At 47.9% G+C, this 23,593-nt stretch carries 15 protein-coding genes; all 15 read right to left on the bottom strand.

What is annotated here, in order from left to right; all coding sequences use genetic code 11:
* Positions 1 to 54: 54 nt before the first annotated feature.
* Positions 55 to 1,110, bottom strand: a complete 1,056-nt coding sequence (locus BMW45_RS17545) for a LacI family DNA-binding transcriptional regulator (protein ID WP_092246986.1) — start codon at positions 1,108 to 1,110, stop codon at positions 55 to 57.
* A 575-nt stretch (positions 1,111 to 1,685) separates the two neighbouring features.
* Entirely contained in the window at positions 1,686 to 5,516 is a 3,831-nt protein-coding gene (locus tag BMW45_RS17540) for a TIM-barrel domain-containing protein (RefSeq protein WP_092246983.1), read from the bottom strand.
* Between the two features lie 11 nt (positions 5,517 to 5,527).
* Positions 5,528 to 8,767, bottom strand: coding sequence for a TIM-barrel domain-containing protein (locus BMW45_RS17535; protein ID WP_242883151.1), 3,240 nt, complete (start codon positions 8,765 to 8,767; stop codon positions 5,528 to 5,530).
* Positions 8,768 to 8,826: 59 nt separating this feature from the next.
* On the bottom strand, positions 8,827 to 10,437 hold the full coding sequence (locus tag BMW45_RS17530; RefSeq protein ID WP_092246980.1) for a glycoside hydrolase family 31 protein: 1,611 nt from the start codon (positions 10,435 to 10,437) through the stop codon (positions 8,827 to 8,829).
* The gene (locus BMW45_RS17525) at positions 10,434 to 11,258 is read right to left on the bottom strand and encodes a carbohydrate ABC transporter permease (RefSeq protein ID WP_166433413.1); all 825 of its coding nucleotides are present in this window, start codon (positions 11,256 to 11,258) and stop codon (positions 10,434 to 10,436) included. The genes BMW45_RS17530 and BMW45_RS17525 overlap by 4 nt, the downstream gene beginning before the upstream one ends.
* Positions 11,248 to 12,165 (bottom strand): carbohydrate ABC transporter permease, encoded by a 918-nt coding sequence (locus tag BMW45_RS17520; protein WP_092246977.1) that lies wholly within the window; start codon positions 12,163 to 12,165, stop codon positions 11,248 to 11,250. The genes BMW45_RS17525 and BMW45_RS17520 overlap by 11 nt, the downstream gene beginning before the upstream one ends.
* 30 nt (positions 12,166 to 12,195) lie before the next feature.
* Positions 12,196 to 13,467: an ABC transporter substrate-binding protein gene (locus BMW45_RS17515; protein ID WP_092246974.1), complete on the bottom strand. Its 1,272-nt coding sequence runs from the start codon at positions 13,465 to 13,467 to the stop codon at positions 12,196 to 12,198.
* 55 nt (positions 13,468 to 13,522) lie between these two features.
* A complete protein-coding gene (locus BMW45_RS17510) occupies positions 13,523 to 14,527 on the bottom strand; it encodes a LacI family DNA-binding transcriptional regulator (protein ID WP_054789735.1) in 1,005 nt (334 codons plus the stop codon).
* Between the two features lie 26 nt (positions 14,528 to 14,553).
* Positions 14,554 to 16,689 (bottom strand): glycoside hydrolase family 65 protein, encoded by a 2,136-nt coding sequence (locus tag BMW45_RS17505; RefSeq protein ID WP_166433412.1) that lies wholly within the window; start codon positions 16,687 to 16,689, stop codon positions 14,554 to 14,556.
* Positions 16,676 to 18,493, bottom strand: coding sequence for a glycoside hydrolase family 125 protein (locus BMW45_RS17500; protein WP_092246968.1), 1,818 nt, complete (start codon positions 18,491 to 18,493; stop codon positions 16,676 to 16,678). Before BMW45_RS17500 ends, BMW45_RS17505 begins: the two co-directional genes overlap by 14 nt.
* A gap of 194 nt (positions 18,494 to 18,687) precedes the next feature.
* Complete coding sequence (locus BMW45_RS17495; protein WP_092246965.1) at positions 18,688 to 19,611, bottom strand: dihydrodipicolinate synthase family protein; 924 nt, start codon at positions 19,609 to 19,611, stop codon at positions 18,688 to 18,690.
* Between the two features lie 14 nt (positions 19,612 to 19,625).
* Positions 19,626 to 20,639 (bottom strand): ABC transporter ATP-binding protein, encoded by a 1,014-nt coding sequence (locus tag BMW45_RS17490; RefSeq protein WP_092246962.1) that lies wholly within the window; start codon positions 20,637 to 20,639, stop codon positions 19,626 to 19,628.
* Positions 20,632 to 21,651 carry an ABC transporter ATP-binding protein gene (locus BMW45_RS17485; RefSeq protein ID WP_092246959.1) on the bottom strand — a complete coding sequence of 340 codons (1,020 nt, stop codon included), beginning with the start codon at positions 21,649 to 21,651 and terminating at the stop codon, positions 20,632 to 20,634. The genes BMW45_RS17490 and BMW45_RS17485 overlap by 8 nt, the downstream gene beginning before the upstream one ends.
* A 13-nt stretch (positions 21,652 to 21,664) precedes the next feature.
* Positions 21,665 to 22,573, bottom strand: a complete 909-nt coding sequence (locus BMW45_RS17480) for an ABC transporter permease (RefSeq protein ID WP_092246956.1) — start codon at positions 22,571 to 22,573, stop codon at positions 21,665 to 21,667.
* Between the two features lie 13 nt (positions 22,574 to 22,586).
* Entirely contained in the window at positions 22,587 to 23,546 is a 960-nt protein-coding gene (locus BMW45_RS17475; protein ID WP_092246953.1) for an ABC transporter permease, read from the bottom strand.
* Between the last annotated feature and the right edge of the window lie 47 nt (positions 23,547 to 23,593).

Raw genomic sequence — 23,593 nt, 5'->3', positions numbered from 1 at the left:
AGGGTAAGTTCCCAGTCACCTTTAGTAGCCTTTCTCTTTTTTGCCTTTGTGTTACTATTTAATGTTTTCAACCTTATCCCTCTTTTCAATTCGTTCCTCATCGTCCAGATTAAGATTTTTCACTGAATTCCGATAGATGATTTCGCCTTCAATCCGCTTTATCTCGGGCTTCTTATCAGGTTTTTCGATTCTTTCAATTATCTGCCTGACAGATACTTTTCCAATTAATGAAGCATTCACTGCTACGGTAGTAAGCTGGGGATCCGTCAACTTGGCATAAATATCATCATCGAAACTGCCTATGGAAATATCACCCGGCACTGTATATCCATGATTGTTCAGAGTTCGTGTCAGCCGGAAGGCTGTTTCATCACAGTTACAGATAAAAGCAGTGGGCATCTCTTTTGGCAGCTCTATATCAACAGCTTTTCCCTCCAGACTCCGGTCGGGAATTACCCAATCGTCTCTTAACTGCATGTTTTTTTCCAGCATAGCCCGCAAAAAGCCAAGATAACGGTCGGTAATACTTGTAGTGGAATTAATGGTTCCCACAAATCCAATCTTTCTGTGACCCATCCGGATAAGATACCGTGTCATGTCGTACATGCTGTAAACATTCTCGGACACCACCGAATCTGAACGGTGCGTCCGGTCATAGATATCCACGTAAACCTTGGGAATATCAATTTCCTTAACCTGTTCACGTACCTCTTGATCTAAAAGACCCAAGACGAGAATCCCCTTAAAAAGATTCTCCTTCTTCATCATAGAAATATCATCGTAAATAGTCGCAGGGCTGGGTGTGAGCATCATGGTGGAATAATTATAGCGGCCAAGCTCTCTGACAATTTTCTCATACATCCGCATATAAATAGCCCCGCCGCCACCTTCAGAGATAAAGCGGCCATTCATGATGATGCCAATCTTCTTTCGTTCAGTTTCCTCTTGAACCGGCATAATATATCCCTGTCTGGCAGCAGCCTCTTTAATCTTATTCTTTAATTCCTCGCCCACTCCTTCTTTATCATTCAGAGCTTTGGACACCGTTACCTTACTGATTTTCAGTTCATCTGCTATACTTTGCATGGAAACCTTACGTTTTTTCATCATCTTTTTCTCCAAAACCTTTACTTTAGTTAACTTTAGCTAATTGTAACTTAACATATTTTTGTATGAAATGTCAATTATATTTTTAATTTAAATATAAATTTGTATTATTTAGATAATTTTTAATTTATATTTTAGTAATTTTTTCCTTCTTTTTTCTTCATTTTAAAACATCAACTTTTACTGTAAGGTTACAAAATGTGCATATCCATATGCCAATCAGCCTCTACTTTTCACCGCTCCTCTTTTGCTTCATCATTGCAGCCAGCTTGAATGTGTACTTTGACAGCCCTATATACAGTGATGGAGGCTGGTAAAACATACATCTAAAAAAGAGACCTAACATTTATTAAGTCTCCTTCACTCTTTTACTCACACTACTTTCAACACAAGTTCCGACAATTTGTCAAAGTTCCAATCACCACAAACTGTCTCCGCCGCATATCCCACGGCCGCCGTCCTCATGCCGCAGGCGAAAGCCGCTTCAATTCCAGGGTTTGGAACGGTTGTTCAAAATGCAACGGCACATAGGAAGACTTTTCACAAGACCTTCTCCATGTGCCGCTGCAGGTAAATTGTTAATTCCTATACAATCTCACATCATCAATATGTACCGTAGTCCCACCGCTGGAAGAACAATAGAATCCAACGTCAATGGTACCATTTGTGACCAATACATTGCCTGCCTCTATTTTGTGCCACCCGCTTCCCGACTTTGGCATATCCACGTAAACCGCATTGCCGCCGTAGTTTGTGATCTCCATGCGTCCGACACCCGGAGAGGTATTTACTACCTTCACAAAGGCTTCCACCCGGTAGCTTCCGTTTTCCACGTTAAGCCCCTGATGAATGCTTTGCTCATAAGCGGCTGCATGGTAGAAATACGCCCGTTTGTCGCCTTCCACCGGAGATTCCGGCTTATTCGTGCCGGAACCGGAATCAATGCCGTAAGCTAACGCCTGGCCGCTGGGATGCCACTCCGTCCAGTTGAAATTAAAGGAAGTGGGGCGCTCGAAATCCCCATTGTCCAAAAGGTTTTCCCGATAAGTACCGGAACCGGCACCAGACAGGGTCAATTTGTCAAGGTTAATGTTGCCGGAATTGCCCGCGTCGTAGCGAAGTGAAATCCGGTTTCTTCCCTTTGAAAGCGCCAGATTGGTGCTCACGGTCTTCCAGATGTTCCAGTTTCCGCCTGAAGCGGCAAATTGCAGATTGTCTGCATAAATTCCATTTACGTATAAGTTTAAATCCTTCGTGCTTTGGTTTCCGTTGCTGTAGCGGAAATCTGCGGTATAGGCTCCGCCTTGTTCCATATCGACCTCAAAGGCTACTTCCGCATTCTGTGAAACCATGGTATCCACAAAACCGCTTCCGCTGTAGAACCAATGATCCTGGTTCGTTTTTGCAGTCCCGTAAAGAGGAGCATTCTCCGCTTCTATTACCATGCGTTCCGGTTCAAAGGGAACCGCCAGATAATCAATATTTACAAAACCTGTATCCCCTGCCTTCGGATCATATTTGAACGTGATGCTGTTACTGCCCGCGGTGAGGGGAAGGAGTATTTTCACATCTCCCCAGGAATCCCAGTTTCCGGTAGAAGCGATGTCCGCCTGGCCGCTGTATGTGCCGTTAACGTATGCGGATAAGGTTTTTGCGGTCTTTGCAACGTTGGAACAGCGCAAGGTCACCTCATAATCCCCCGGATTTGCGGTTTTTGCATAGAAAGTCACTGCCGCCTGCTCTGTTTCCATACCGTTCACAAAACCAGTGCCGGAAAATCCTGTATGGTCACTGCCCACCTGGGGCTGGCCGGCCACTGTTTTACCGGAAAGTGAGGCGTATTCCGCTTCGTACTTCTGATCGGAAAGTGTGACTGCCGGGTTACCGGTTAACACCAGTGTATCCGCATTTGACAAGCCCGCTGGGGTTTTTATATAAGTAACTTCCCCATAAATGTCCCTGGAATTTGCAAATCCCCCGCCGTTTGCGGCAAATAGGGCATTTAAGTCGGCGTATTCCTGTAACTGGGAGGCATTTTTCTTCACCTGTCCGGCGGCGCTGCCATGAACAGCCAGGTAATAGTAATCCACACCGTTTTTGTAGCTTCCGGATTTGGCCGATATGCCGACGTTAACCTGTCCGGAACTTTTCTGACCGGATATGGTCTGAGAGAAATACGTTCCGTTTTCATAATCATAGGTAATGCCATCATCGTCATAATACTGAAACTCCGTCTTCTGGGATGAAGGGAAAATGTCTACAAAAATGCGTTCCGTTTCCTTCTGACCTACGTAATCCTCTACATCCTGTGAGGGGATTATGGCCCCTTCCTTCACAAAGAGTGGCAGGTCGGACCAGGACTGGGTGTCCAGGCTGTAAGGAATATATTCTCCACCTTTATATGCGGTTCCCCTATTGTAGTCAATCCAGTTTCCCTCTGGGAGGTAAATCCATTTGCAGGACTGCCCCCGCTCTGTAACCGGAGCCGCAAGGAGCCAGTCCCCCAACATCCATGCGTCCGAATAATCCTTTACCTTGTCGTCCTGAGGATAATCAAACAGCAGAGGGCGAACCAGGCCCAAGCCGCTTTCGTAAGCCTCTCTTTCATAGGCATAGAAATAAGGCATCAGGGAGTAGCGCAAGTGAATGGCTGCTTTTACATTTTCCTCTGCCGTATAGCCGTAATACCAGGGCTGGCGCTGTTGGTTTAAGTTGCCGTGCACCCGGAACACAGGCACAACGGATTCAAACTGGAGCCAGCGGGTATAAAGCTCCGGACTGGGGTTTTCAATGGTTCCTGAATTTTGATTAAAGCCTCCTCCGTCCGAACCCCATTTCGGCTGTCCGTTGTTTACAGTAGAAAGCAGAGCGGCCTTCTGTTCATTTAAACCAGCGGCCCAGGAAACCCGCTCACCCTTATAAAACTGAGTGGCAACGTCTCCTGACCATATACTGGTGGCAAAGCGCTGGGTACCTGGATAGTAGTTTCTGCCCGTCTGCCACACACGGGTATTATTCTTGGAATAGTCCCGCTGTCCTTCATAAATAGACTGGGCAAGATGCAAGGTGTTATAGTTTCCGAACCAGTACTCAGCCCCATTGGAGGAAACCTTATCTGTTTCATCATTCCACCAGCCCACGATCCCCTTTGTAAATGCATCAATGGAGTGGTTCCACCACCAGGCACGCTCTCCGGATTTGTAAGGGTCAATGCTGCGTACCGTGACAGGATAGAAATAATCCACGTATTCATTGTGTCCCGGATAGAAATATCCATTATTTGCCGCATCCTGTCCCTGTGCGGTAGTTGTACCGCCGGAAATCTTTGTTACGATCCGGGGCTTGGTAATTCCGATCATTTTCACGCCCTTCGCGTCCATGGTGTTTTTTAAGGCACCGCTCCCTGCAGAGGGGAAATTCCCCGTATTCCACTTAAATTCCCCATAGTTGTCCTGTCCGTAAAGCTTCCAGTCATAGTCAAACGCGTAGCTGTCCAAGGGAATGTTTTTTGCCCGGTAGGTATCAATCATTTCCATCAATTCCTGTTCGTTGATCCCCCACTCAAAATTGGAAAAGCCCTGTGCCCACTTGGGAAGCATGGGAGAAGTTCCGGTAATTTTGGAATAGCCTTTCATAATCTCTTTTGGCTCTCCCAGTAAAATGAAATATTCTACATTATCTTTTTCATACCTGCGGCCTTCCACCGGAGTTCCCCCATAGTAAAATTCCATTTTCTTATCCCTGGAATTGGTATAGGGGTAGCCGCCATCTGAATCCACCAGCAAACCATAGCCTGCTGTGGACCAGAGGAAGGGACCGCCAGAATTGCCCTGCTGGCCTGCCCTGGCAGCCTGGGTGTTGTCATTTCGCAGCAGATTGCCGTTTTCATCAAAACAGTCAAAGCTGTGGATTCCGTACAGGTTCGTGGAATCCTGGCGGACAAAGCGAACGCCATCGTGGTAAACTCCACCGCTTTGAGGTTCCCAAAACAGGGTCGTGCCATCGGCTTTCTTCACCGTCATCCGGCAGGGCTTTTTGTTAATTTCAACCTGCATTTCGTCCGTCTTTATGGTCATGGGATCGGAAGTTGTATTAATGACGGCGGCACTTGCATCCCATTTCAGACCTGGATCGATCATGGGGGTCCGCTCACTGGAAACAACTCCATCGGGCTGGTAATTCACCCGCAGAATGTCCTCGTCACAAACTTCCAGCGTTAATTTATCCGAAGGAGAGGAACCGCTGTCCACGGTGAGGACCAGTGTGGCTCCATTGACCTGCGTACCAATTACGTCACCTAAAGCAGATACGGCCGCCCTGGCCGGGGCCGGCACAAAGGCCGGCCACAGAGCGGTGAACAATAAGGTAAATATTAAACTTAAAGATAGAAAACGTTTTTTCTGTTTCATACTGCTCCCCCTTATTTAACCAGAATACAGTCCAGATTAATACCGGCAAAATCTCCGTCTTCATAGGAGATCCGGATAATGTTTCTGCCGCTGTTTAAGTTAATAGGAATGTCTGCGGTATTCCAGGCACCCCAGCCGGAAGTAGCCGGCAGGGCCAAAGCGCTGATGTTTCCCCCGTTGACCCTTACGGAACGCTGTCCTGCGGTCACTCCGGCAGAATAGCGGACTGACAGGGAAGCCGTGCGTTTTTCTTTTGAATATACCTCAAATTCCACCCAGTCGCCTTTATCCGCAAACTGATCCACAAAGCCTTCCCCATAATAGCCGCTGTAATCCGTGTTGGTGGAAACCTGATGCAGGGATGCGTGTTCGGCTTCATAAGGCGCTTTGTTTACGCCGTTTAATTCGATCTTCTTAGCCGGACCGGACGGTGTTTTGATATAGGTAAGCTTTTCATTTTCGTTGTAGTAGTACGCACTCTGCGCCTTTATTAAGTCAGCCAGAGTTTTCACTTCCTGTAATGTCTGACCGTCTGCATTTACACTGCCAGGTCTGGTTCCAAAGACCTGCGTGGTGATTGGAATCTGGCAGGAAGGCAGATGAACAGTTACAGTACCAGCCGCAAAATTCTCGGTTGCCCGGACCGTCATGGTACTCCGGTCATTGTGGGATAAGGTATAGGTACTTTCCCCTTCCGGGTAGATACGGAACGTAAGGTTTTCGTAATTCTCCACATCATTGCCGATGGAACCCCCGATCTCATAGTTTTTGTTTAAGTTAAGGGGCAGAATACTGCCGGATTTCACGTAAACGGGGATAGAGTTCACATCCGCATAATAGTCTTTCTTCATGCCGCCTGCGGTAAGGGCGTTGTGCCAGAAATCGATCCATTCCCCTTCGGGTAAGTAAACGCTCTTTACTGTCTGTCCCTCCTGGACCACAGGCGCCACCAAAAGACTGCGCCCGAACATATACTGTTCTTCTAGGTCATAGGTATTGGCATCTTCCGGATTGTCTAAGAACATGGCCCTCATCATGGGTGTTCCGCCCTGTGCACTGTTTTGCGCCTCACTGAAAATATAGGGAAGCAGGTTCATACGGGTGTTGATGTATTTGCGGAACATGGGAACGATACTGCTGTCACCTGTGCGGCTCTGAACGTTCCAGGGGGAGCGTTCCTCACTGGGAGAGGGGTTGGCCTTCTCGGAGTGGAACTGCATAACCGGGGCAAAAGCAGCCATCTGGGTACTGCGCTTATAGAGCTCAGCCGAAGGGAAGTTCCCCGTAAACCCGGCCAAATCCCAGCTCCAGAAAGGGATCCCTGAAATTCCGGCACTCAAACCGGCACTCAAAGCGTCCCGGAAAGCGGAAAAGCTGGAGGTCTGATCTCCTGCCCAAAAGGCTCCGGAGGACTGAACGCCTGCGGTTCCCGACCGGCTGAAGGTAATTCCTTCCCCTGTCTTTTTCTTCACAAAGTCGTTATATCCCTTTATGTAGGCGTTGGGATATGCATTTCGCATAGAAAGGTCGGTACTGCCGTCATGGAAGGAAGTATCCTTACGCCAGACCATTTCCCCGCCGTCTGTTTTTACGCCGTCTATCTTTAAGTCGTCAAAAAGATAGGAGCGCTTATTCATCCACCAATCTACTGCCTCAGGATTGGTGAAATCCAAAAGCAGACTGTTTCCGAACCATCCTGATTCGGGTATGCGGTAGGACCCTCCATGCCCGTCGGAAACGGCGTATCCCTTTTGGAGCATATAGGCCTCGTCATTGTCCTTTTGTGCATAGGAGTAAGGCGTGTATTTTAAAACAGGTATCTGCCACAGCACCAGTTTTATGCCATTTTCATGAAGAGTGTCTGTCATGGCCTTTGGATTGGGCCATTTAGAGCCATAGGTGAAATCCGAATTGCGGAAAGCAGCCGAGCCTTGAATTGGCGTATAGGTGGCTTCATTCCAGACATAGAAAGTGTTTTCGTCGCTCCACTGTTCCAGCACTAACACCGTAGCCGGAATGTCGTTGTTCTTAGACTGGTTCATGGCTTCCAACGCTTCAGACTGGGTATCCCATTCATTGGCTGACATCCACAGACCGAAGGCCCATTTGGGAAGTTCCTGGGGCAAACCGGAAATTGTGTTGTATTTTCCCACCACTTTCGCAGCCGTACTTGCGCTGATCAGATAGTAATCCAAAAGGGGCGAATCCACATGTTCCGTGTCAGCTTCAAACACATACCGGTCCCCATCGGCTGCTGCCATATCGAACCTGGAGTAACAGGTGGTATTTAAGTAAATTCCGTAGCCTTTGCTGGTAACGAAAAAGGGAACCGACAAATAGGTTTTACTGCCCTGGTTCTGGTATTGGTTATAAATGTAGGTTTCAACCACCTCTCCCCGTTTCTCCGCACCGTCATAGTGCTCTCCGAAACCATAGAACCGCTCATCTGAAGGGGAGAAGTATCCGTCCCGGAACTGCCCGATCACGTCCTTTCCGTCGGTCAGCCAGGACATCTCTTTGCCCACTCCGCCGTTAGAAGTCAAAACCCTGTTGTGTTCGTAACTGAACACTTCTAATGCGTATGGGTACTTTGTGACGGTAACCCGCAGTTTTCCGGTATCTATCTCCACCTTTTGGGCATTATCTGTCACGGTGTAACCGGAAATACCGGTAGCAAATTTTCCGTTTCCCTTTGGGGAAAGCTGGAAACGCACCGTCTCCTCGTCCGTAAAGCTAAGAGCCAGCTTAGGGGAGAAATTCCCCGTATCTGCCGTCACGTCAAAAAGGACGGTTCCGTTGTTATAGGAATTTAAAGATACGGATTTCACTTTTTCCCAGTCGGTCACGTGAAAGGTAAAGGGACCGATGGATTTGGCGTTCGTGCCATTTACGTCCCCGTGGACCGTATACTCCACAGTATCTCCTTTTGCAAAGGAGCCCAAATCCGCCTCCCAATAAGAATTGTTCCCGCTGTTATAGGACCAGCCTGCGCCTACGTCCGCCTTTCTGACACCGTTTACGGTGTAGGAAATCCAAACCGTCTGGCCGGATTCCACAGGCCAGGTGGTGCTGTGTATCCGCACGGACTGGCCTGCTATTGGATTCCTGGGTGAACGCTCGGTAGGTTCTATTTCATAAATATCATTTAATCCATAAGGATTGTGCCACGTTCCTTCAAGCGCAAAGGCTGGTGATACGTTGAGCAAAATACAGCATATGCTCAGTAAAATGGCCATTAGCTTCTTTCTCATATGTCCCCTCCATTTTTCATAAGTATTATTTCCTTGTGAAATGGTTTCTTTTTGTTAAACTAGTTCAAGCGCCAGACCAATAGTTCTCCGGCCCGGCATTCTTTGTACAAACGGCATGGACCCGTAGTTTGTTCTCCTGTCCAATAATCGTTCCAATTTCCTTTTGGCAGATATACCTGCCGTCCTACCACTCCTTCCTTTAAAACCGGAGCCACTAAAAGCTGCGAACCGAACATATACTCGTCGTCCACTGCGCAAGCTTCCTTATCCTCCGGCCAGTCAATTACCAATGCGGCCATCAGGGGGCGGCCCGTGTCTGCACTTATGCCTGCTTCCTTAAGAATATAAGGCAGCAGCCTCTCCCTTTCTTTTGTAAATTTCCGGCAAATGTCAATGATTTCCTGCCTGCCTGTCACCTTAGCCATATTCCATGGACTTCTGTCGTTGATCTCTTCTTCTGAAGCCGCCAGAAGCTCAGAAAACTGGCCGGAAGCCGGTTCCGAGTGCCACTGCATGACCGGTGCAAAGCAGGCTAGGCAGAAGGATCGCAGATACAATTCGGCGGAAGGCATTTTTCCCGCAAAGCCCGCCAGGTCAAAGCCCCAGAAGGGCAGACCTGACAATCCGGCGTTTAAACCCGCCGTCACCACATGGCGCAGTTCTTCCCAAGTGGACTGCTGATCCCCGGCCCAGTGCATAGGCGTGGTCTGAGCTCCCGTATATCCGGCCCTGGAAAAAAGCATACGGTCATCTTTTATAAAGTCTGTATAGGCTCTGGTGTAAACCATGGCATAACCATTTTTCATTTGGGCACCGGTCCGGCCGTCAAAAAAGCGGGCGCCGTCGTCGTATACAAACTCCCCGCCGTCGGTCTTAAAGCCGTCCACTCCCATGTTAAGCAGATATTGCCGTTTCCCAAACCACCAGTCACAGGCCGCCGGATTGGTGAAATCCGGTATCATGGAACCGCCGAACCAGCGCCCCTCCGGAATCAGATAGGGAGATCCGTCGGCATTGGTAACGACAAAGCCCTTTTTGACCGCTTCGGCACAGTCCGCCTCATGTTCCGGGCAAGTGCGCCAAGGCTCCAGCTTTTTCAAAACCGGAATCTGCCAGAGAATCAGACGGATTCCCTTTTCGTGAAGGTCCCGGATCATCCCTTCCGGATCGGGAAAACGTTCTTTGTCAAAGCGGTAAAAGGTGGCTTCATCGCTCCAGGCTTCGATTACCACCACAGAAGGTTTCATCCCCTGCCTGACGGCTTCCTCCACCACTTCTTCTATCACCTCCTGCCTATCCCAGCGGTTGGCAGACATCCAAAGGCCAAAAGCCCAGTCCGGCGGCACTCTGGGCCGCCCCGTAAGTGCCGTAAACTCTTTAAGAACCTCCAAGGGCTTTCCCGTAAATGTCCGCACATCGTATTGGTCCGGAAGCGTAAAGACGATCCCGTCAGCGGTTTTTTCCGTAAATATGGTAAACTTCTCCATTGTGTCCACATAAAGACCCCCGCCCCCGTCTGTCAATGCAAAGGGAATGGGCAAATAGGTGGAAGCCCCCTGATTGGTAAAGGTTTCGTATACATGATTCTCACGGGCAAGCCCCTCCTGATTCAATGCGTCAAACCGTTCTCCAAATCCGTAAACGGCCTGACCGGCAAGCAAACATTTCATCCTTTCACACCTCCTACCTGTAATCCTGCTGCAAAATACTTCTGCGCCATAGCATATACCGCCAGAATCGGCAGCATGGAAACCAATGCTCCCGCCATAAGTAAGTTGTATTCGCTTTTGTACTGCCCATTTAAGGAGCTTAGTATAATGGGCAGGGTAAACTTTGTCTTTGTGGTCAGCATGACCAATGGCAGTAAGTAGTCATTCCATGCGTCCATAAAGCAGATAATTGCCAGAGTGGCAAGGCTGGACTTGCACATGGGACATATGATCCGTACAAAGACAGTAAAAATTCCCGCGCCGTCAATAGCGGGCGCTTCCATATAGACATTAGGAATCGTCATCATGCGCTGACGCAGCATAAACACAGCAAACACCTTGAATACACTGGGCAGTACCAAAGCTCCCAGACTATCCACCAGTTTCAGCTCTCCCATAAGTAAGTAAAGGGGGATGAACAGCACCTGGGAAGGGATCATCATGGTTGCCAGGTAAACCAGAAAAATGGTGTTCTTCCCCTTAAAATCCAGTTTCGCAAAGGCAAAGGCGGCCATGGCGGAACTGATGATCGTCACGGCTACGGAACTGATGGAGACCACAAGGGAATTAAACATGGAAACGGTCATTCCCTCTTTACTGAACAAATCCGAGAAATTCTTAAGGGTCGGGTTTTTGGGTATCCATTGTATGGGCAGGGCCATGATTGCACCGTAGTTCTTAAAAGAAGTGGACAGCATCCAGAAAAACGGAAGCAAGGTTACGACCGACAGCAAAACAGCCGTCAAATGGTATAAAACTCCGGATGCCGCTTTACGACTCATAGTACACCCACTTTCTTTGCAGCACGTTTTGCAGTACGGTAAAGCCAAAAATAATGACAAACAACACCCAGGACCAGGCCGCCGCATAGCCCATGCGGCCAAATTTAAAGGCGTATTTGTAAATCCGCTCCACCATGACCATGGTGGCCCCGTTAGGTCCTGCGTCACCGTTCTTGGTCATGACCATGATCTGTGGAAAAAGCTGAAAGGCATTGATCAGGGACAACATAATGACATAGAACAAAATCGGTGACAGCAGGGGCAGAGTGATGCTTTTAAACTTTTGAAAATAACCCGCCCCGTCAATCTCGGCAGCCTCGTAGTACTCCGGATTTATGGCCAAAAGGCCGCTAAGCAGTATCATTCCATAAAAGCCCATATCCTTCCACACGCTGGCGAGGACGATGGAGGGCATTGCCCAACTCTCGCTTTGGAGCCATAAAGGCCCTTTGATCCCTATGGCAGATAAGGCATTGTTAATCGGCCCGTATTCCGGACTTAACATCCATTTCCAAATCAAGGCTCCAGCCACCCAGCTGGTCAGTACCGGTATGTAGTAAAGCATCCGGTAAACAGAGGCCATGCGGCTCTTCCTCTGAATGATCAGGGCAACCATTAAGGAAAACAGCAGGACCAGCGGAAGGTACAGCAGAATAAAATAGGTGTTATGCCCCAAAACCACCCAAAATTCAGGATCTTTGATAAGTTGGGAGTAATTGGAAAACCCCACGAACTTGTCGCTGACAAATTGAAAAAAACCGTGGAACAGCCTTACCCGGCTTAACCCCGACCAATCGGTGAGGCTGAGCAGTAGCGAGGCAAAAATAGGAATCAAATTAAATAACACAAGTCCGGCCATACTTGGCAAAAGAAAGATAAAGGCTCTTACCCCCTGTTTTTTATACATAGCATTCCCTCCTGTCAGGCTCGATCAATGTCAGTTTAATTTGATTTTCTGTTCCAGTTCCGCCTGACAGTCATCAAGAGCATCTTTAGCGGTAACGTTCCCGGAAATGGCGTTGTTTAAGTGCTTGGTGATGATCTCCTGCATTTCAGACTGCTGTTTCACCACCGGCGGCGTTACCAGATAATCCAGAGATTTAAATACAGCTTCCCGGTTCTCCGGCGGGGTTACCTTTAGATAGGAATCAAGTACGTCCTGATAGATAACTGGCGGAAGTTCCCAGCTTGAATCCACTCGGATTTGTGCGGCTTCCTTGCTTCCTGCCAGGAAGGCGGCCAGAGCAGAGGCAGCTTCAGGATTGGCGGTTTCTTTGTTAACCACGTAAGCATTTGAGAAAAAATGAGTGGCTTTTGCGGTATTTCCCGGCTCCACCGCCACATCCCAGGCAAAATCGCAGTTGTCTGTAAAGTCGCTGAAGGCCCAGATTCCGGTTATAATCATGCCAAGCCGTCCGGATTTAAACAAATCCCAGTCGCCCATGCCGCCCATTTGTGCATCTGAAGGCATAACATTGCTGTCCGTCACCCAACCGGACATAATTTCCAGGGTTTCCACATTCTGCGGCAGATTAACCGTAAATTTCCCACCATCCCCGCTTAATAAGCTTCCTCCGTTCTGCTTTACTCCTTTGTAAAATTCATGGAAACTTACGGGGCGATACAAGCCGTAGGTGTCCCCGGAAAGGGAGCGGATTTTCTTTGCGGCTTCTAACATTTCCGTCCAGGTCCAGTCGTCGGTGGGATAAGCGGCTCCTGCCTTGTCAAATAAATCTTTGTTGTATACAAGCACCACGTTAGAGAAGGAATTGGGAATTCCAAATTGTTTTCCCTCGTACTGGAAGGCTTCCAAAGCCGTCTGGTTAAAGCCTGAAGTATCCCCCATCAGAGCCCCGATGTCCAAAAGTACATCTTCCGACGCATAGGCTACAAAATTCTCAAAATTCAATTCAAATACGTCTGCCGCGCTGCCGCCGACGATTTTAGACTGCAGCTGAGTGAAATAATCGTCATAACCAAAGCTTTGCAGTTCCACCTTGATGCCTGGGTATTGCTCGTTGAATTTTGCTATCATTTCTTTCAGTGCCCCCTCAGATGCACCGCTGCCTGAAAACTGGTCCAGGCGGATTGTGACCGCCTCTCCTGCTCCGGGTTTTTCAGCAGTTTTGGAACTGCAGCCTGAAAGTAAAACTGCGGTACATACCATTGCACTTGCGGCCCATCTACATTTTTTTGCTAACTTCATCATAATAAACTGTCTCCTTAATAGAAAGAATGGATGTTGCTTTGTTTTCGTAAAAGGATCAGCGCACTGATCCCCTTTCTACCAAAGTTAATGGAAATACCTTGTTCTGTAGTGTGTGGTTCTCATTTATCAGAAGCTTCACCGCTTCCGTACCCTTTGCCGCTACATCCTGATGTATGGTGGTAAGAGGCGGATCACAGGTTTTGGAAAGCAGCGAATCGTCAAAACCTATGACGGAAATGTCCTTGGGAACCTTAACGCCCCTCCCGCGCAGTCCCATACATAAGCCCACCGCCAGAATGTCTGCGGAAACAAACACCCCGTCGGGCCGTTCAGCCATCCCAGCCAGATATTCACCCATTTCACAACCGTATTCAAAGGACACTTCCCCCGACAATAACAAGGATTTCTCCGGATTTAATCCGTACTCTCCCAGTGCCTTTTCATACCCCTTATGACGCAGGAAATTCACGCCCCTGTCATTGACATGCCCAGTCACATGGGCAATCTTTCTAAGTCCCTTTTCCAGCAGGTACTTCGTCGCCATGTACCCGCCCTGCATATCATCCACGCTGACCCTGTGAAAGCCGGCAGCTTCGCAGTAACTGTCCACCAATACCACTGGGATGTTCAAGGTTTTTAACTGACGACATTCCTCGTCATCATTCATCCCCACCACGATCACTCCATCCAGTCCCCGGGTCCTTGCCACTTCCGCATAAGTCTGGCCGGAATCGGCTCCGGAAATCATGATGTGATAACCGCTTTTGCGGGCTGTATACTCTGCCGCCGACATGAAATCGCCGTAAAAGGGATTGGAGAACATTAATTCTTTTCCTGATTCCGTCTGGGGAATCAGCACCCCTAATAAATTGCTTTTGTTGTTTACCAGGGTGCGGGCTGCCAGATTGGGGATGTATCCCAGTTCCTTTATGGCATCATTCACCCGCTTAATTGTTTCAGGACTTAAGCTTTGCGAGGGCGTATTATTGATCACATAAGACACCGTGGCTATGGAAACCCCCGCCTTCTCTGCCACATCCTTTAAACCAGGCCGCTTCATAAAATCACCTTCCTTCTTATCATTTTTTATTCCTCATCCGCTTCTATCTTTCCGCCTTCTCCGTCAATCACCGCCAGGTACCGCTTTCCTTTGATATAAAAGTGAAAAGATAAACGTTCCCAGTCCTTTGGAAGCTTTGGAGATAACTCCGGCTTGCCGCCGGTTCCCAGTGCCAGACCTGCGAATCCAAAAACCACCGACTGCCAGGTGGCCCCTGCCGCAGCCAAATGAATGCCTTCCCGCCCAGTATTCTTCATCCGGTTTTCCAGATCCAGAAACAGGCTTTTATCAAAATATTCACAAGCCTTCTGCTCCAGGCCCAAATATGCCGCCGCCCATGCGTGAATCCCAAAGCTTAGGCTGGAATCATGAAGTGTCAGCGGTTCATAAAAGTCCCAGATCGCCTTTTGCTCCCGGTCCGTAAACAATTCCGGCTTCAGGACCATGAGCAGTACCAGATCCGCCTGCTTTAACACCTGATACCTTTGGAGCCAGTCAAAATCGTACTGATGGTAAGCTGCGCTTCCATCCCCGGCCTTCTGCCCCGGAAATGCTTCCAGCCGGAGGAAATTATCATCCTGAATGTACAAGTCCCTGTCTGAATCATACTCAATCCGGCTTTTTTCTATGATGTCCCGCCATGTTTTCATTTCAGAAGCTTTAGCTGCCGCTTTTTTCCTCTGGACCGCCTGCAAAGCCAGCCGGAGATTTTGGCGGGCTAAAAGTACAGTATAGGCGTTGTTTCCCGAAACGCCGCAGTATTCGTCAGGTCCTTTCACAAAGAGCAGGTTATATACATCCTTTCTTTGGTCATAGGAAAATCTACCGGCCCAATATCTTGCGGTTTCCACATACAGCTGCGCTGACTGGCTATCCAGGGTTTTATCTCCTGAAACCTTTAAGTAGTTATCAACCGCATAGGCTACGTCTGCGGTAATGTGAATCTCACAACGCCCGATGTCCCAGCTCTGGCACTGTTCTATTCCTCCTATGGCGCACATCCACGGATACCTGGCCCCTGGCAGATTCAGCGCCTTTGCGTTCTTCTTTGCGTCCGGAAGAGTATTTAAGCGAAACAGGATCAGATTTCTTGCGGCCTGCGGGTCCGTATACAGGTAAAACGGCAGCAGGAAAATATCCGTATCCCAAAAACAACAGCCCTTATACCGTCCATGGGTCAGGCCCCTTGCGCCAATGCTGACCGTCGGGTCCTCAAAGGGGCAATTTTGAATAAGCTGAAATAAATTGTACCGCAGGGCGGACTGAATGGTGCTGTCGTTTCCTTTTTGGGTAATCTCTATGTCGGCCTGGTCCCAGCGTGATTTCCAGGCCCCTTCGCTGTCTTTTAGCAGTTCCGCAAAAGAACGGTTTATGACATGAGGGCGCAAGTCCTGCCTACCTTGGGGGAACGTTTCCGAATCCACCAGAACCGCTTCCGTATAAAGAATCTTTTCGATCCTCACCTTTTCCCCTTCCACCAAAGGAATATTCAGTTCTTTCGCCGGACAGTCAGGTGTCGAAGCGACCTTAGATGTACCCTGGTTCTGGAAAATCCGGGCAGTCATGGCTACATGCAAACGGCTGGAAGCTTTACTGTCAGCCTTCAGGAAACAGTAGTCCTCCCCCGTTTCCGTTTCAGAAACAGAGAGCAAAGACACGGTATCCAAGTTTTCCTTGGTTTGGTCGTCATCCACAGGAAGGTTCACGGTTTTCCCGTCTATCCCCATGAAAACAGCTGCATTCCCGCTGTAGTTTAATGCCGTCAATTCCAGTGAAAGGGCTGACACGTGTTTGTTGTCCATGCTGATAAAACGGGAAATGTCAATTTGCGTTTCTCTTCCTTCCTTATCTTTACACACCGACTTCCTCTCAAAAAGGCCGTTGCGCATATCAAGGGTCTGGGTAAAGGATTGGTATTCCCCTGTCCCCAGGGAAAGCTGAAAGTGAAACAAATCCGGTAAGTTCACCATATCCGTGACACCGGGACTGATATAATCAAAGCCGCCCGCCAGATAATTACAGCGCTCGTAAGCCTTCGCCCCATCCATAAAAAACGTACATCGGGAACCCAGATAGCCATTTGACTGGCTGAATATACTTTCCAAAAATTTTGGATCTTCTCTGCCCTCACAGCGAATCCTCCATGGTTCATACTGAATCATGATCCACACCTCCCTCATTCAGCCCTTCCATTAAACAATAGGCCAGAAATCCGGCACAAGTAGCAAACGCGGCTCCCGTGGTACATTCGCCTGTCATTTCATCTACGCTTTCACAGGCGATTCCATTATCCATGGAAGCCCTGCGCAGAAAGTCTAAAGACGCTTCCTTCCTGCCGCTGACCAGCCCGTTGGCAACGCTCAGTATCCAGGGGTGGGGCGCATGGGGGCAGCCAATGTCGGAAAAAGGCTTTCCTGCAAAAGAGTATTGGTAATCCGGACTTCGTAAAATCTCAATTGTATTTTGCCAAACAGGATCCTCCTTGCCGCAAAAGCCTAAATGGGGCAATAGCTCCAGGCTTCCCGGCGGTTCGTCGTACACATCCCAGTTCCCATCCTCATCTACGGACCAGGCAAAAATCATTTTTCCCTGATACTCCTTCCTACAATGGGTTCTAATGGCGTCAAACAGGCACGAAACTTCCTCTTCCAGCCACTTAAGCGTTTCAGTAGGCCATAAATTTCGATACAGCTTCTCCAGATCCCGCAGGCACCGCCAAGTTAAAACATTGTTATATGTGCCATAAGGGTAAACCCGCATGTCATCCGTAGGCTGTAAAAAAGTTTCATACAGATGAAGGACCTCACTTCGCTTGGTCTTTAGAATCGAAAGGATTTTCTTTACTCCTCTCTCAATATGGCTTTCCTGTAAAACAGAAACCTCTCCCGTAGCTTTTACGTAACGGCTGAGGGCCATTAAGGGGGCGCAGAGTTCATCCAGTTCAAATCCCGGTTCTAAAACCGTCCCGTCTATGTAACGGCTGTGAATGCCGATTTGTCTGATCTGGCGGGTAAATACATAATTAAGAAGTTCCTTTGCATACTCTGGGTCCGCTTTAAGAATGGAGGGAAAACTCCACAGCAGGCTGTCTCTGTCCCAATAGGCTGCACTGACGTAATACCTGGGACTTCTGGAAGTGACCATGACCACTTCCTCTGTATCCATGGTCATACCCGTAGCATAAAAGAAGTTAAAAAACAAGTTCCGGTTTAACAGAGAATCCACTGACTGTATGCCCACGGTTTTCTGCCGCTTCGACAGCCAGCACAGAGTTTCCTCATAAACCGCATCAAAACTCTGCCGCAAAAGCTCCTTAGCCGCCGTGGCCGCAGCCACCTCTTCAAAACTCACGCCCCAAAAAATGTCCAGTACCACTGACTCGCCGGATTTTAACAGGCAATCATGGATCCCTTTGTAGCGTATTTCCTCATTCTGTTCAAATTCCCATTTAACAGGCAATGCCGCCATAGGTGCAAATGCCATAACCGGCATTCCGATGGATAAATCAAAGACCGGTCCTTCATTCCAGCCGGAGCGGTAGACCTTTCTCTGTCCCATAACCGTCTTATCCTCATTGACGCTGTGGGTCACATTTCCCCACGCCCCTCTGACACCGCAGGAAATCTTACGTTCTCTGCCGGAATGATTCGTGACGGTCAAACGTATGGCAAAAGCCTTCTGTCCTATGGGAGCCAGAAAAATCCCCTCTGTACGAACGCCTTCCTTCACCGATTCAAACCTGGGAATCCAGTTACCTTCCCGCTGCCATTCCAAATCACAGAGCAGATCCCCTTCCTCCGCCTGCACAAAAGGCCGTATGAGAGGTTCGCTTTCGCTGCCCCAAAAAGCCAGCATCCCTTTATAGCCCATATGCAGCACCGTAAAGCTTTCTATCGAAGCCGTAGTCTGGTTCAATGTCGGCAGGCTGACAAATTCGTTCCCCGTGGGCATATAGCAATCTTGCATAAAAACACCTCCCCGATTTTTACTGAAACGTTTAAGTAGTCAGTATAAAATTATTGATAATGTATAGTAATTATATACTCTGTTTTCTTTTTTTGTCAATATGTTTTAAATAAAAATATCTTTATATTAAATGCTTTAGCTAACAGACAAAAGACCCCCCATTTTTGCTAATTAAAAATGGGGGGTCTTTGCTCCTAAAAACGGAACATTTCCAGTTCCTTGGCCTGATACTTTTCCCTGATCTGCCTTAATTCTATTTTTAAACCGGCAAGCTCCTCATCCTTATAATTATAGAACGGCCGCCTGGAATATCCTCCTTTAAGTCCTCTCCATCTCATCAGGTTATGTACACAGGATGGGAAATCATATTGAAGACAGGCAAAGATAAATTCATCTGCAATCCGCTGCAGCCGGATGCCTCCCGGGATATCGCTGTTTTGAACACACTGATATATTTTTTCGTAAATTTCCGGGATAACATTATAGAAGGAACCGATAAGCCCATCCGCTCCAAAACACAGTCCGGAAAATGCCATCTCATCGCACCCTGAATAGATCATGAAATCCTTTCCAAGTATCTCTTTTAAAGAGCCCATCTCGTCATGGCTTCTGGCGGTATATTTCAGTCCTTTTACATGATCGATCTCAGCGATTTTAAGGATCAGATCTTTGTCCATGATTCCTGCCAGTTGAATGTTATAAACAATCATCGGAAGGCTGGTGGATGCTGCAATATCCTTATAATAATGATAAATATCTTCTTTTGAAAACTTCCAATAGAAAGGAGGAACCGATGAAATGGCATCTGCACCTGCTGCCTCTGCATGCTCTGCCAGACCTATGCTCTTTCTGGTTCCGATATCCCCAACGTGAACGATCACCGGTACCCTTCCTTTTACCTGATCGATGACGATATCCACCACACGGTTTCTTTCTTCCGGTGTCATGGTAAAACATTCTCCTGTACTTCCGGTTAAATAAAACCCATTTACCCCTGCCCCAATCATAAATTCTGTCATATCTCTTGTACAGGCTTCGTCGATATTTTCTTTTTCATCAAAAAATGCCATGGTTGCAGGAATGACTCCTTTAATATCCGTAATTTGAAATTTACTCATTTTAACCTCCAGATTTATAAATTTTCGGCCAGATGACAGCATACCAGATGCTCATGGCCGTTATTTTCGATTCTGTGCGCTTTGGGAATTTCTGTCCTGCAGCGCGGGGTGCATTTGGGGCAGCGGGGATGAAAGGGGCAGCCACCGGGTGGATCCACCGGACTTGGGACATCTCCCTGAAGCGGGATCCTCTTACGCCGCCTGTTAATATCAGCTATCGGAATAGCGCTCAACAGAGCTTCCGTATATGGATGCAGGGTATTCTCAAAAATCTCCTGGGTCTCTGCCATTTCCACAATATGTCCCAGATACATTACCGCAATGCGATCACTGATATACTCAACTACAGACAGATCATGAGTTATGAACATATAGGTCAGACTCTTCTTTTCCTTTAATTCCTTTAGGAGCTGTAAAACCTGGGCCTGAATGGAAACATCCAGCGCAGATACCGCTTCGTCACATACAATAAACTCAGGATCCACGGAAAGCGCTCTTGCAATGCCAATCCGCTGCCTCTGTCCTCCGGAGAACTCATTGGGATACCGTTCCATATACTCCTTAGGAAGATTTACCTCCTCCAGAAGTTTTGCAATCTTCTCCCGTCTTTCCTTTTTGTTTTTCATTCCAAACCGGATCAACGGTTCCTGCATCGTACCAAATATGGTGAAAGAGGGATTTAGAGATGAATATGGATTCTGGAAAACGATCTGCATCTTTTTACGTGCATCATCCAGTTCCTTTTTCGGCACCTTTGTAATATCCTTCTCCCCTTCTGGGAAATGGTAGATCACTTCTCCTGAAAACGGCCTGATCAGCTGCAATATGCTTTTCCCCAATGTGGTTTTCCCACAGCCCGATTCCCCTACGACCCCGAGGATCTCCCCTCTGTAAATATCCAGATCCACGTGATCCACCGCCTTTACATAACCGGCAGTCTTTTTAAATATCCCTTTCCTGACCGGGTAGTAGGTCTTTAATCCCCTCACAGAGATGAGTATTTCTTTCCTCTCCTTATTCTCATTCATGATGCTGACCCTCCTCTTTTAAACGGTCATGGCAGCACCGGCACATATGCCCGGGAGCAATCAGGCGCTCATCCGGAAGCCGTTCCTTGCATACCGGTGCTGCATATGGACATCTGGGAGCAAATTGACAGCCTGACGGCCGGTTATAGGGATCAGGAGTAGAACCTTTGATGGGCTCAAGCTTCTGCGTTTTTCCCCGTCCCAGAACAGGGATGGAATTTAACAGTGCTTTTGTATAGGGGTGGGATGGCTCTGTCAGAACTGATCTGGCATCTCCGCTCTCTATGATATTCCCCATATACATTACCGCAACATCATCTGCAAGTTCGGCCACCACCCCCATATCATGGGTGATCAACAGTATCGCGGTGTCATTGTTATTTTTCAGATCCAGCATCAATTCGAATATCTGAGCCTGAATTGTGACATCCAGGGCCGTAGTCGGTTCATCCGCAATCAGCACTCTGGGCCTGCAGCTCATTGCCATGGCGATCATCGCGCGCTGGCACATCCCTCCGGAAAACTGATGAGGGTACTCATAAAACCGCTTTTCAGGCAAAGGAATCCCCATCTCCCTCAAAAGCCCGATAGAGGCCCTTGTAGCTTCCTCTCTGTTTTTCGCTCTCCCATGAGACAGAAGTGCTTCATTAATTTGATATCCTACGGTTAATACCGGATTCAACGCCGTCATAGGATCCTGGAATATCATGGAAATACCATTTCCCCGGATCTTACGCATTTCACTTCCTTTTCTCTTTAGCTGATCGATCCGGATATCCTTGTCATCGTTATAAAAGTGAATTTCGCCTTTTTCAATCCTGGAGAGATCCGGAAGCAGTCCCATAATGGAATTAGCTGTGACCGATTTCCCGCATCCGCTCTCTCCTACGATACACAGAATCCTTCGCTTTTTTAAATCAAAGTTAATTCCTCTGATTACTTGATTACAGCGATCATTGTTGTAAAAGTTCACATGGAGGTTTTTTACACTTACTACCGTATCATGACTCATCTGACCTTCCTCCTTAACCAATCTGAGACGGATCTGCTGCATCTCTTAAGCCATCGCCGATAAAGTTGATGCTGATAACAAACAGGGTTACCACAACACCCGTAGGTACCCAGACCCACCAAGCCTCCCTAAGTATCATGATATCCTGCGCCGCATTCAATATATTTCCCCAGGTAGCTACCTCCAGCGGAACACCCAGCCCCAAGAAACTAAGTGATGTCTCCTGAAGAATGAACATAGCCGTCGACAATGTTATGTTAACAAAAATAGGACCAATCGCGTTAGGCAGCATATGAAAAAAAGCAATTCTCATGGATCCTATGCCAAATGCCTTTAAGGCCTGGACATATTCCTCCTCCCGAAGGGAAAGCATCTGGGATCTGGCCATTCGGTACATGGATGGCCAGCCGGTTATGGAAAATATAAAAATCAGATTCCAAAGGCTCTGCCCGGTTATTGTTACAAGGATCAGTACCATTATCATCTGGGGAAATGCCATTAAGATCTCTGAAATCTTCATGACAATCCCGTCTGCCATCCCTCCTTTATAACCTGCGATTGTGCCCAGGGAAACACCGAACAGCGTGGCAATCAGCGCAGATCCAAGGCCTACTGCAATGGAAATTCTGCCCCCGTACAGGATTCGTGCAAAAATGTCACGACCGATTTTATCCGTGCCAAGAATGTGTTTCGCTGACGGTGCCTGCAGGATGCTCCTTAAATCAATCTTTGTCGATGAATAGGACGTGATAAGGGGTGCTGCAATGCAGATAAAAAAGATAACGATAAAAATAATAAGACCTGCAATGGATAGTTTATTGGCAAGCATTTTCCTTAACACCCTGCTTTTCAATCGTTTCTTTGGTCTCCCGGATTCCTCCTGAGCAAGGATCCGATCCATTTTTTTCTCTAATGCACTCATAGATCCATACCTCCTAACTCAGTTTTATCCGGGGATCCAGCATTGCGGTTACTAAATCAACCAAAATGCTTGATACCAGAACGATCAGTACGGAGAAAAATCCGATCATCATGACAAGGGGAGTGTTCTGCGCCCGCACGGCCTTGATGAACAGACCGCCGATTCCAGGCCACTGGAATACCTCCTCCACAACAACCGCTCCGCCGATCAGCATGGGCAGCCGGAATCCGATCAATACCACAACAGGGGTCACCGCCGCCCTGAGACCGTGCAGGAGATTCACCCTCCACTCCGGGATTCCCTTTGATCTTGCGGTCTTCATATAATCCCTGCCCATGGATTCTAACATGCTGCCCCGCGCATACCGCATAACACCGGCTGTCATGGAAAAGCCCAGGACCGTAGCCGGCAGGATTAAATACGGTAATCTCTGTATGAAGCTCTGCCCTGCATAAGCCATCCGCCCTCCTACCGGGAGTATGTTGTGATGCAGAGCCAATGTATTGATACAAATGAGGCCGAATAAAAATTGTGGGATCGCCACACCGATCATACCCACGACGTCCAGGATATGATCCAATACACTTCCCTTTTTCAGGGCACTGATCACACCCAGAAGAATACCGAATACGGAAGACATGATCAGAGCTGCTACGGATAATTCAATCGTTGCCGAAATATGATTTCTCATAATTTCCGCAACAGGTACCCCCGACTGCAGGGAGTAACCAAAGTCACCGTGCAGGATGCCCGTCAGCCATTTAACGTACCGGATTACAAACGGATCATTTAAGCCAAGAGAGTTTCTCATCTGATCAAGCTGTTCCGCCGACATCGTGGAAAGCGCATCCGGCGGAATCAGGAAATCAACCGCATCACCTGGCATCAGTTCAATTCCCAAATAAATGAGAAAGCTGATGACTAGCATCATTGGAATTAAGGATAAAATCTTTCTGATTGTATAAGTAGCCATTTAATTCCTCCTGTTATAAACGGTGAACCCTGGCTGATCCACCGTTT

The organism is Lacrimispora sphenoides, assembly GCF_900105215.1.
Classification (GTDB): domain Bacteria; phylum Bacillota; class Clostridia; order Lachnospirales; family Lachnospiraceae; genus Lacrimispora; species Lacrimispora sphenoides_A.
Note: the sequence above shows the minus strand (reverse complement) of the source record. Positions and strands in the feature narration are given on the sequence as shown.

Coding starts and splice junctions, on each gene's coding strand:
- BMW45_RS17545 (WP_092246986.1), bottom strand. CDS start 1,110: ATGATGAAAAAACGTAAGGTTTCCATGCAAAGTATAGCAGATGAACTG.
- BMW45_RS17480 (WP_092246956.1), bottom strand. CDS start 22,573: ATGAGTGCATTAGAGAAAAAAATGGATCGGATCCTTGCTCAGGAGGAA.
- BMW45_RS17520 (WP_092246977.1), bottom strand. CDS start 12,165: ATGTATAAAAAACAGGGGGTAAGAGCCTTTATCTTTCTTTTGCCAAGT.
- BMW45_RS17540 (WP_092246983.1), bottom strand. CDS start 5,516: ATGAAACAGAAAAAACGTTTTCTATCTTTAAGTTTAATATTTACCTTA.
- BMW45_RS17525 (WP_166433413.1), bottom strand. CDS start 11,258: ATGAGTCGTAAAGCGGCATCCGGAGTTTTATACCATTTGACGGCTGTT.
- BMW45_RS17510 (WP_054789735.1), bottom strand. CDS start 14,527: ATGAAGCGGCCTGGTTTAAAGGATGTGGCAGAGAAGGCGGGGGTTTCC.
- BMW45_RS17490 (WP_092246962.1), bottom strand. CDS start 20,639: ATGAATGAGAATAAGGAGAGGAAAGAAATACTCATCTCTGTGAGGGGA.
- BMW45_RS17485 (WP_092246959.1), bottom strand. CDS start 21,651: ATGAGTCATGATACGGTAGTAAGTGTAAAAAACCTCCATGTGAACTTT.
- BMW45_RS17530 (WP_092246980.1), bottom strand. CDS start 10,437: ATGAAATGTTTGCTTGCCGGTCAGGCCGTTTACGGATTTGGAGAACGG.
- BMW45_RS17535 (WP_242883151.1), bottom strand. CDS start 8,767: ATGAGAAAGAAGCTAATGGCCATTTTACTGAGCATATGCTGTATTTTG.
- BMW45_RS17505 (WP_166433412.1), bottom strand. CDS start 16,689: ATGATTCAGTATGAACCATGGAGGATTCGCTGTGAGGGCAGAGAAGAT.
- BMW45_RS17495 (WP_092246965.1), bottom strand. CDS start 19,611: ATGAGTAAATTTCAAATTACGGATATTAAAGGAGTCATTCCTGCAACC.
- BMW45_RS17515 (WP_092246974.1), bottom strand. CDS start 13,467: ATGATGAAGTTAGCAAAAAAATGTAGATGGGCCGCAAGTGCAATGGTA.
- BMW45_RS17500 (WP_092246968.1), bottom strand. CDS start 18,493: ATGCAAGATTGCTATATGCCCACGGGGAACGAATTTGTCAGCCTGCCG.
- BMW45_RS17475 (WP_092246953.1), bottom strand. CDS start 23,546: ATGGCTACTTATACAATCAGAAAGATTTTATCCTTAATTCCAATGATG.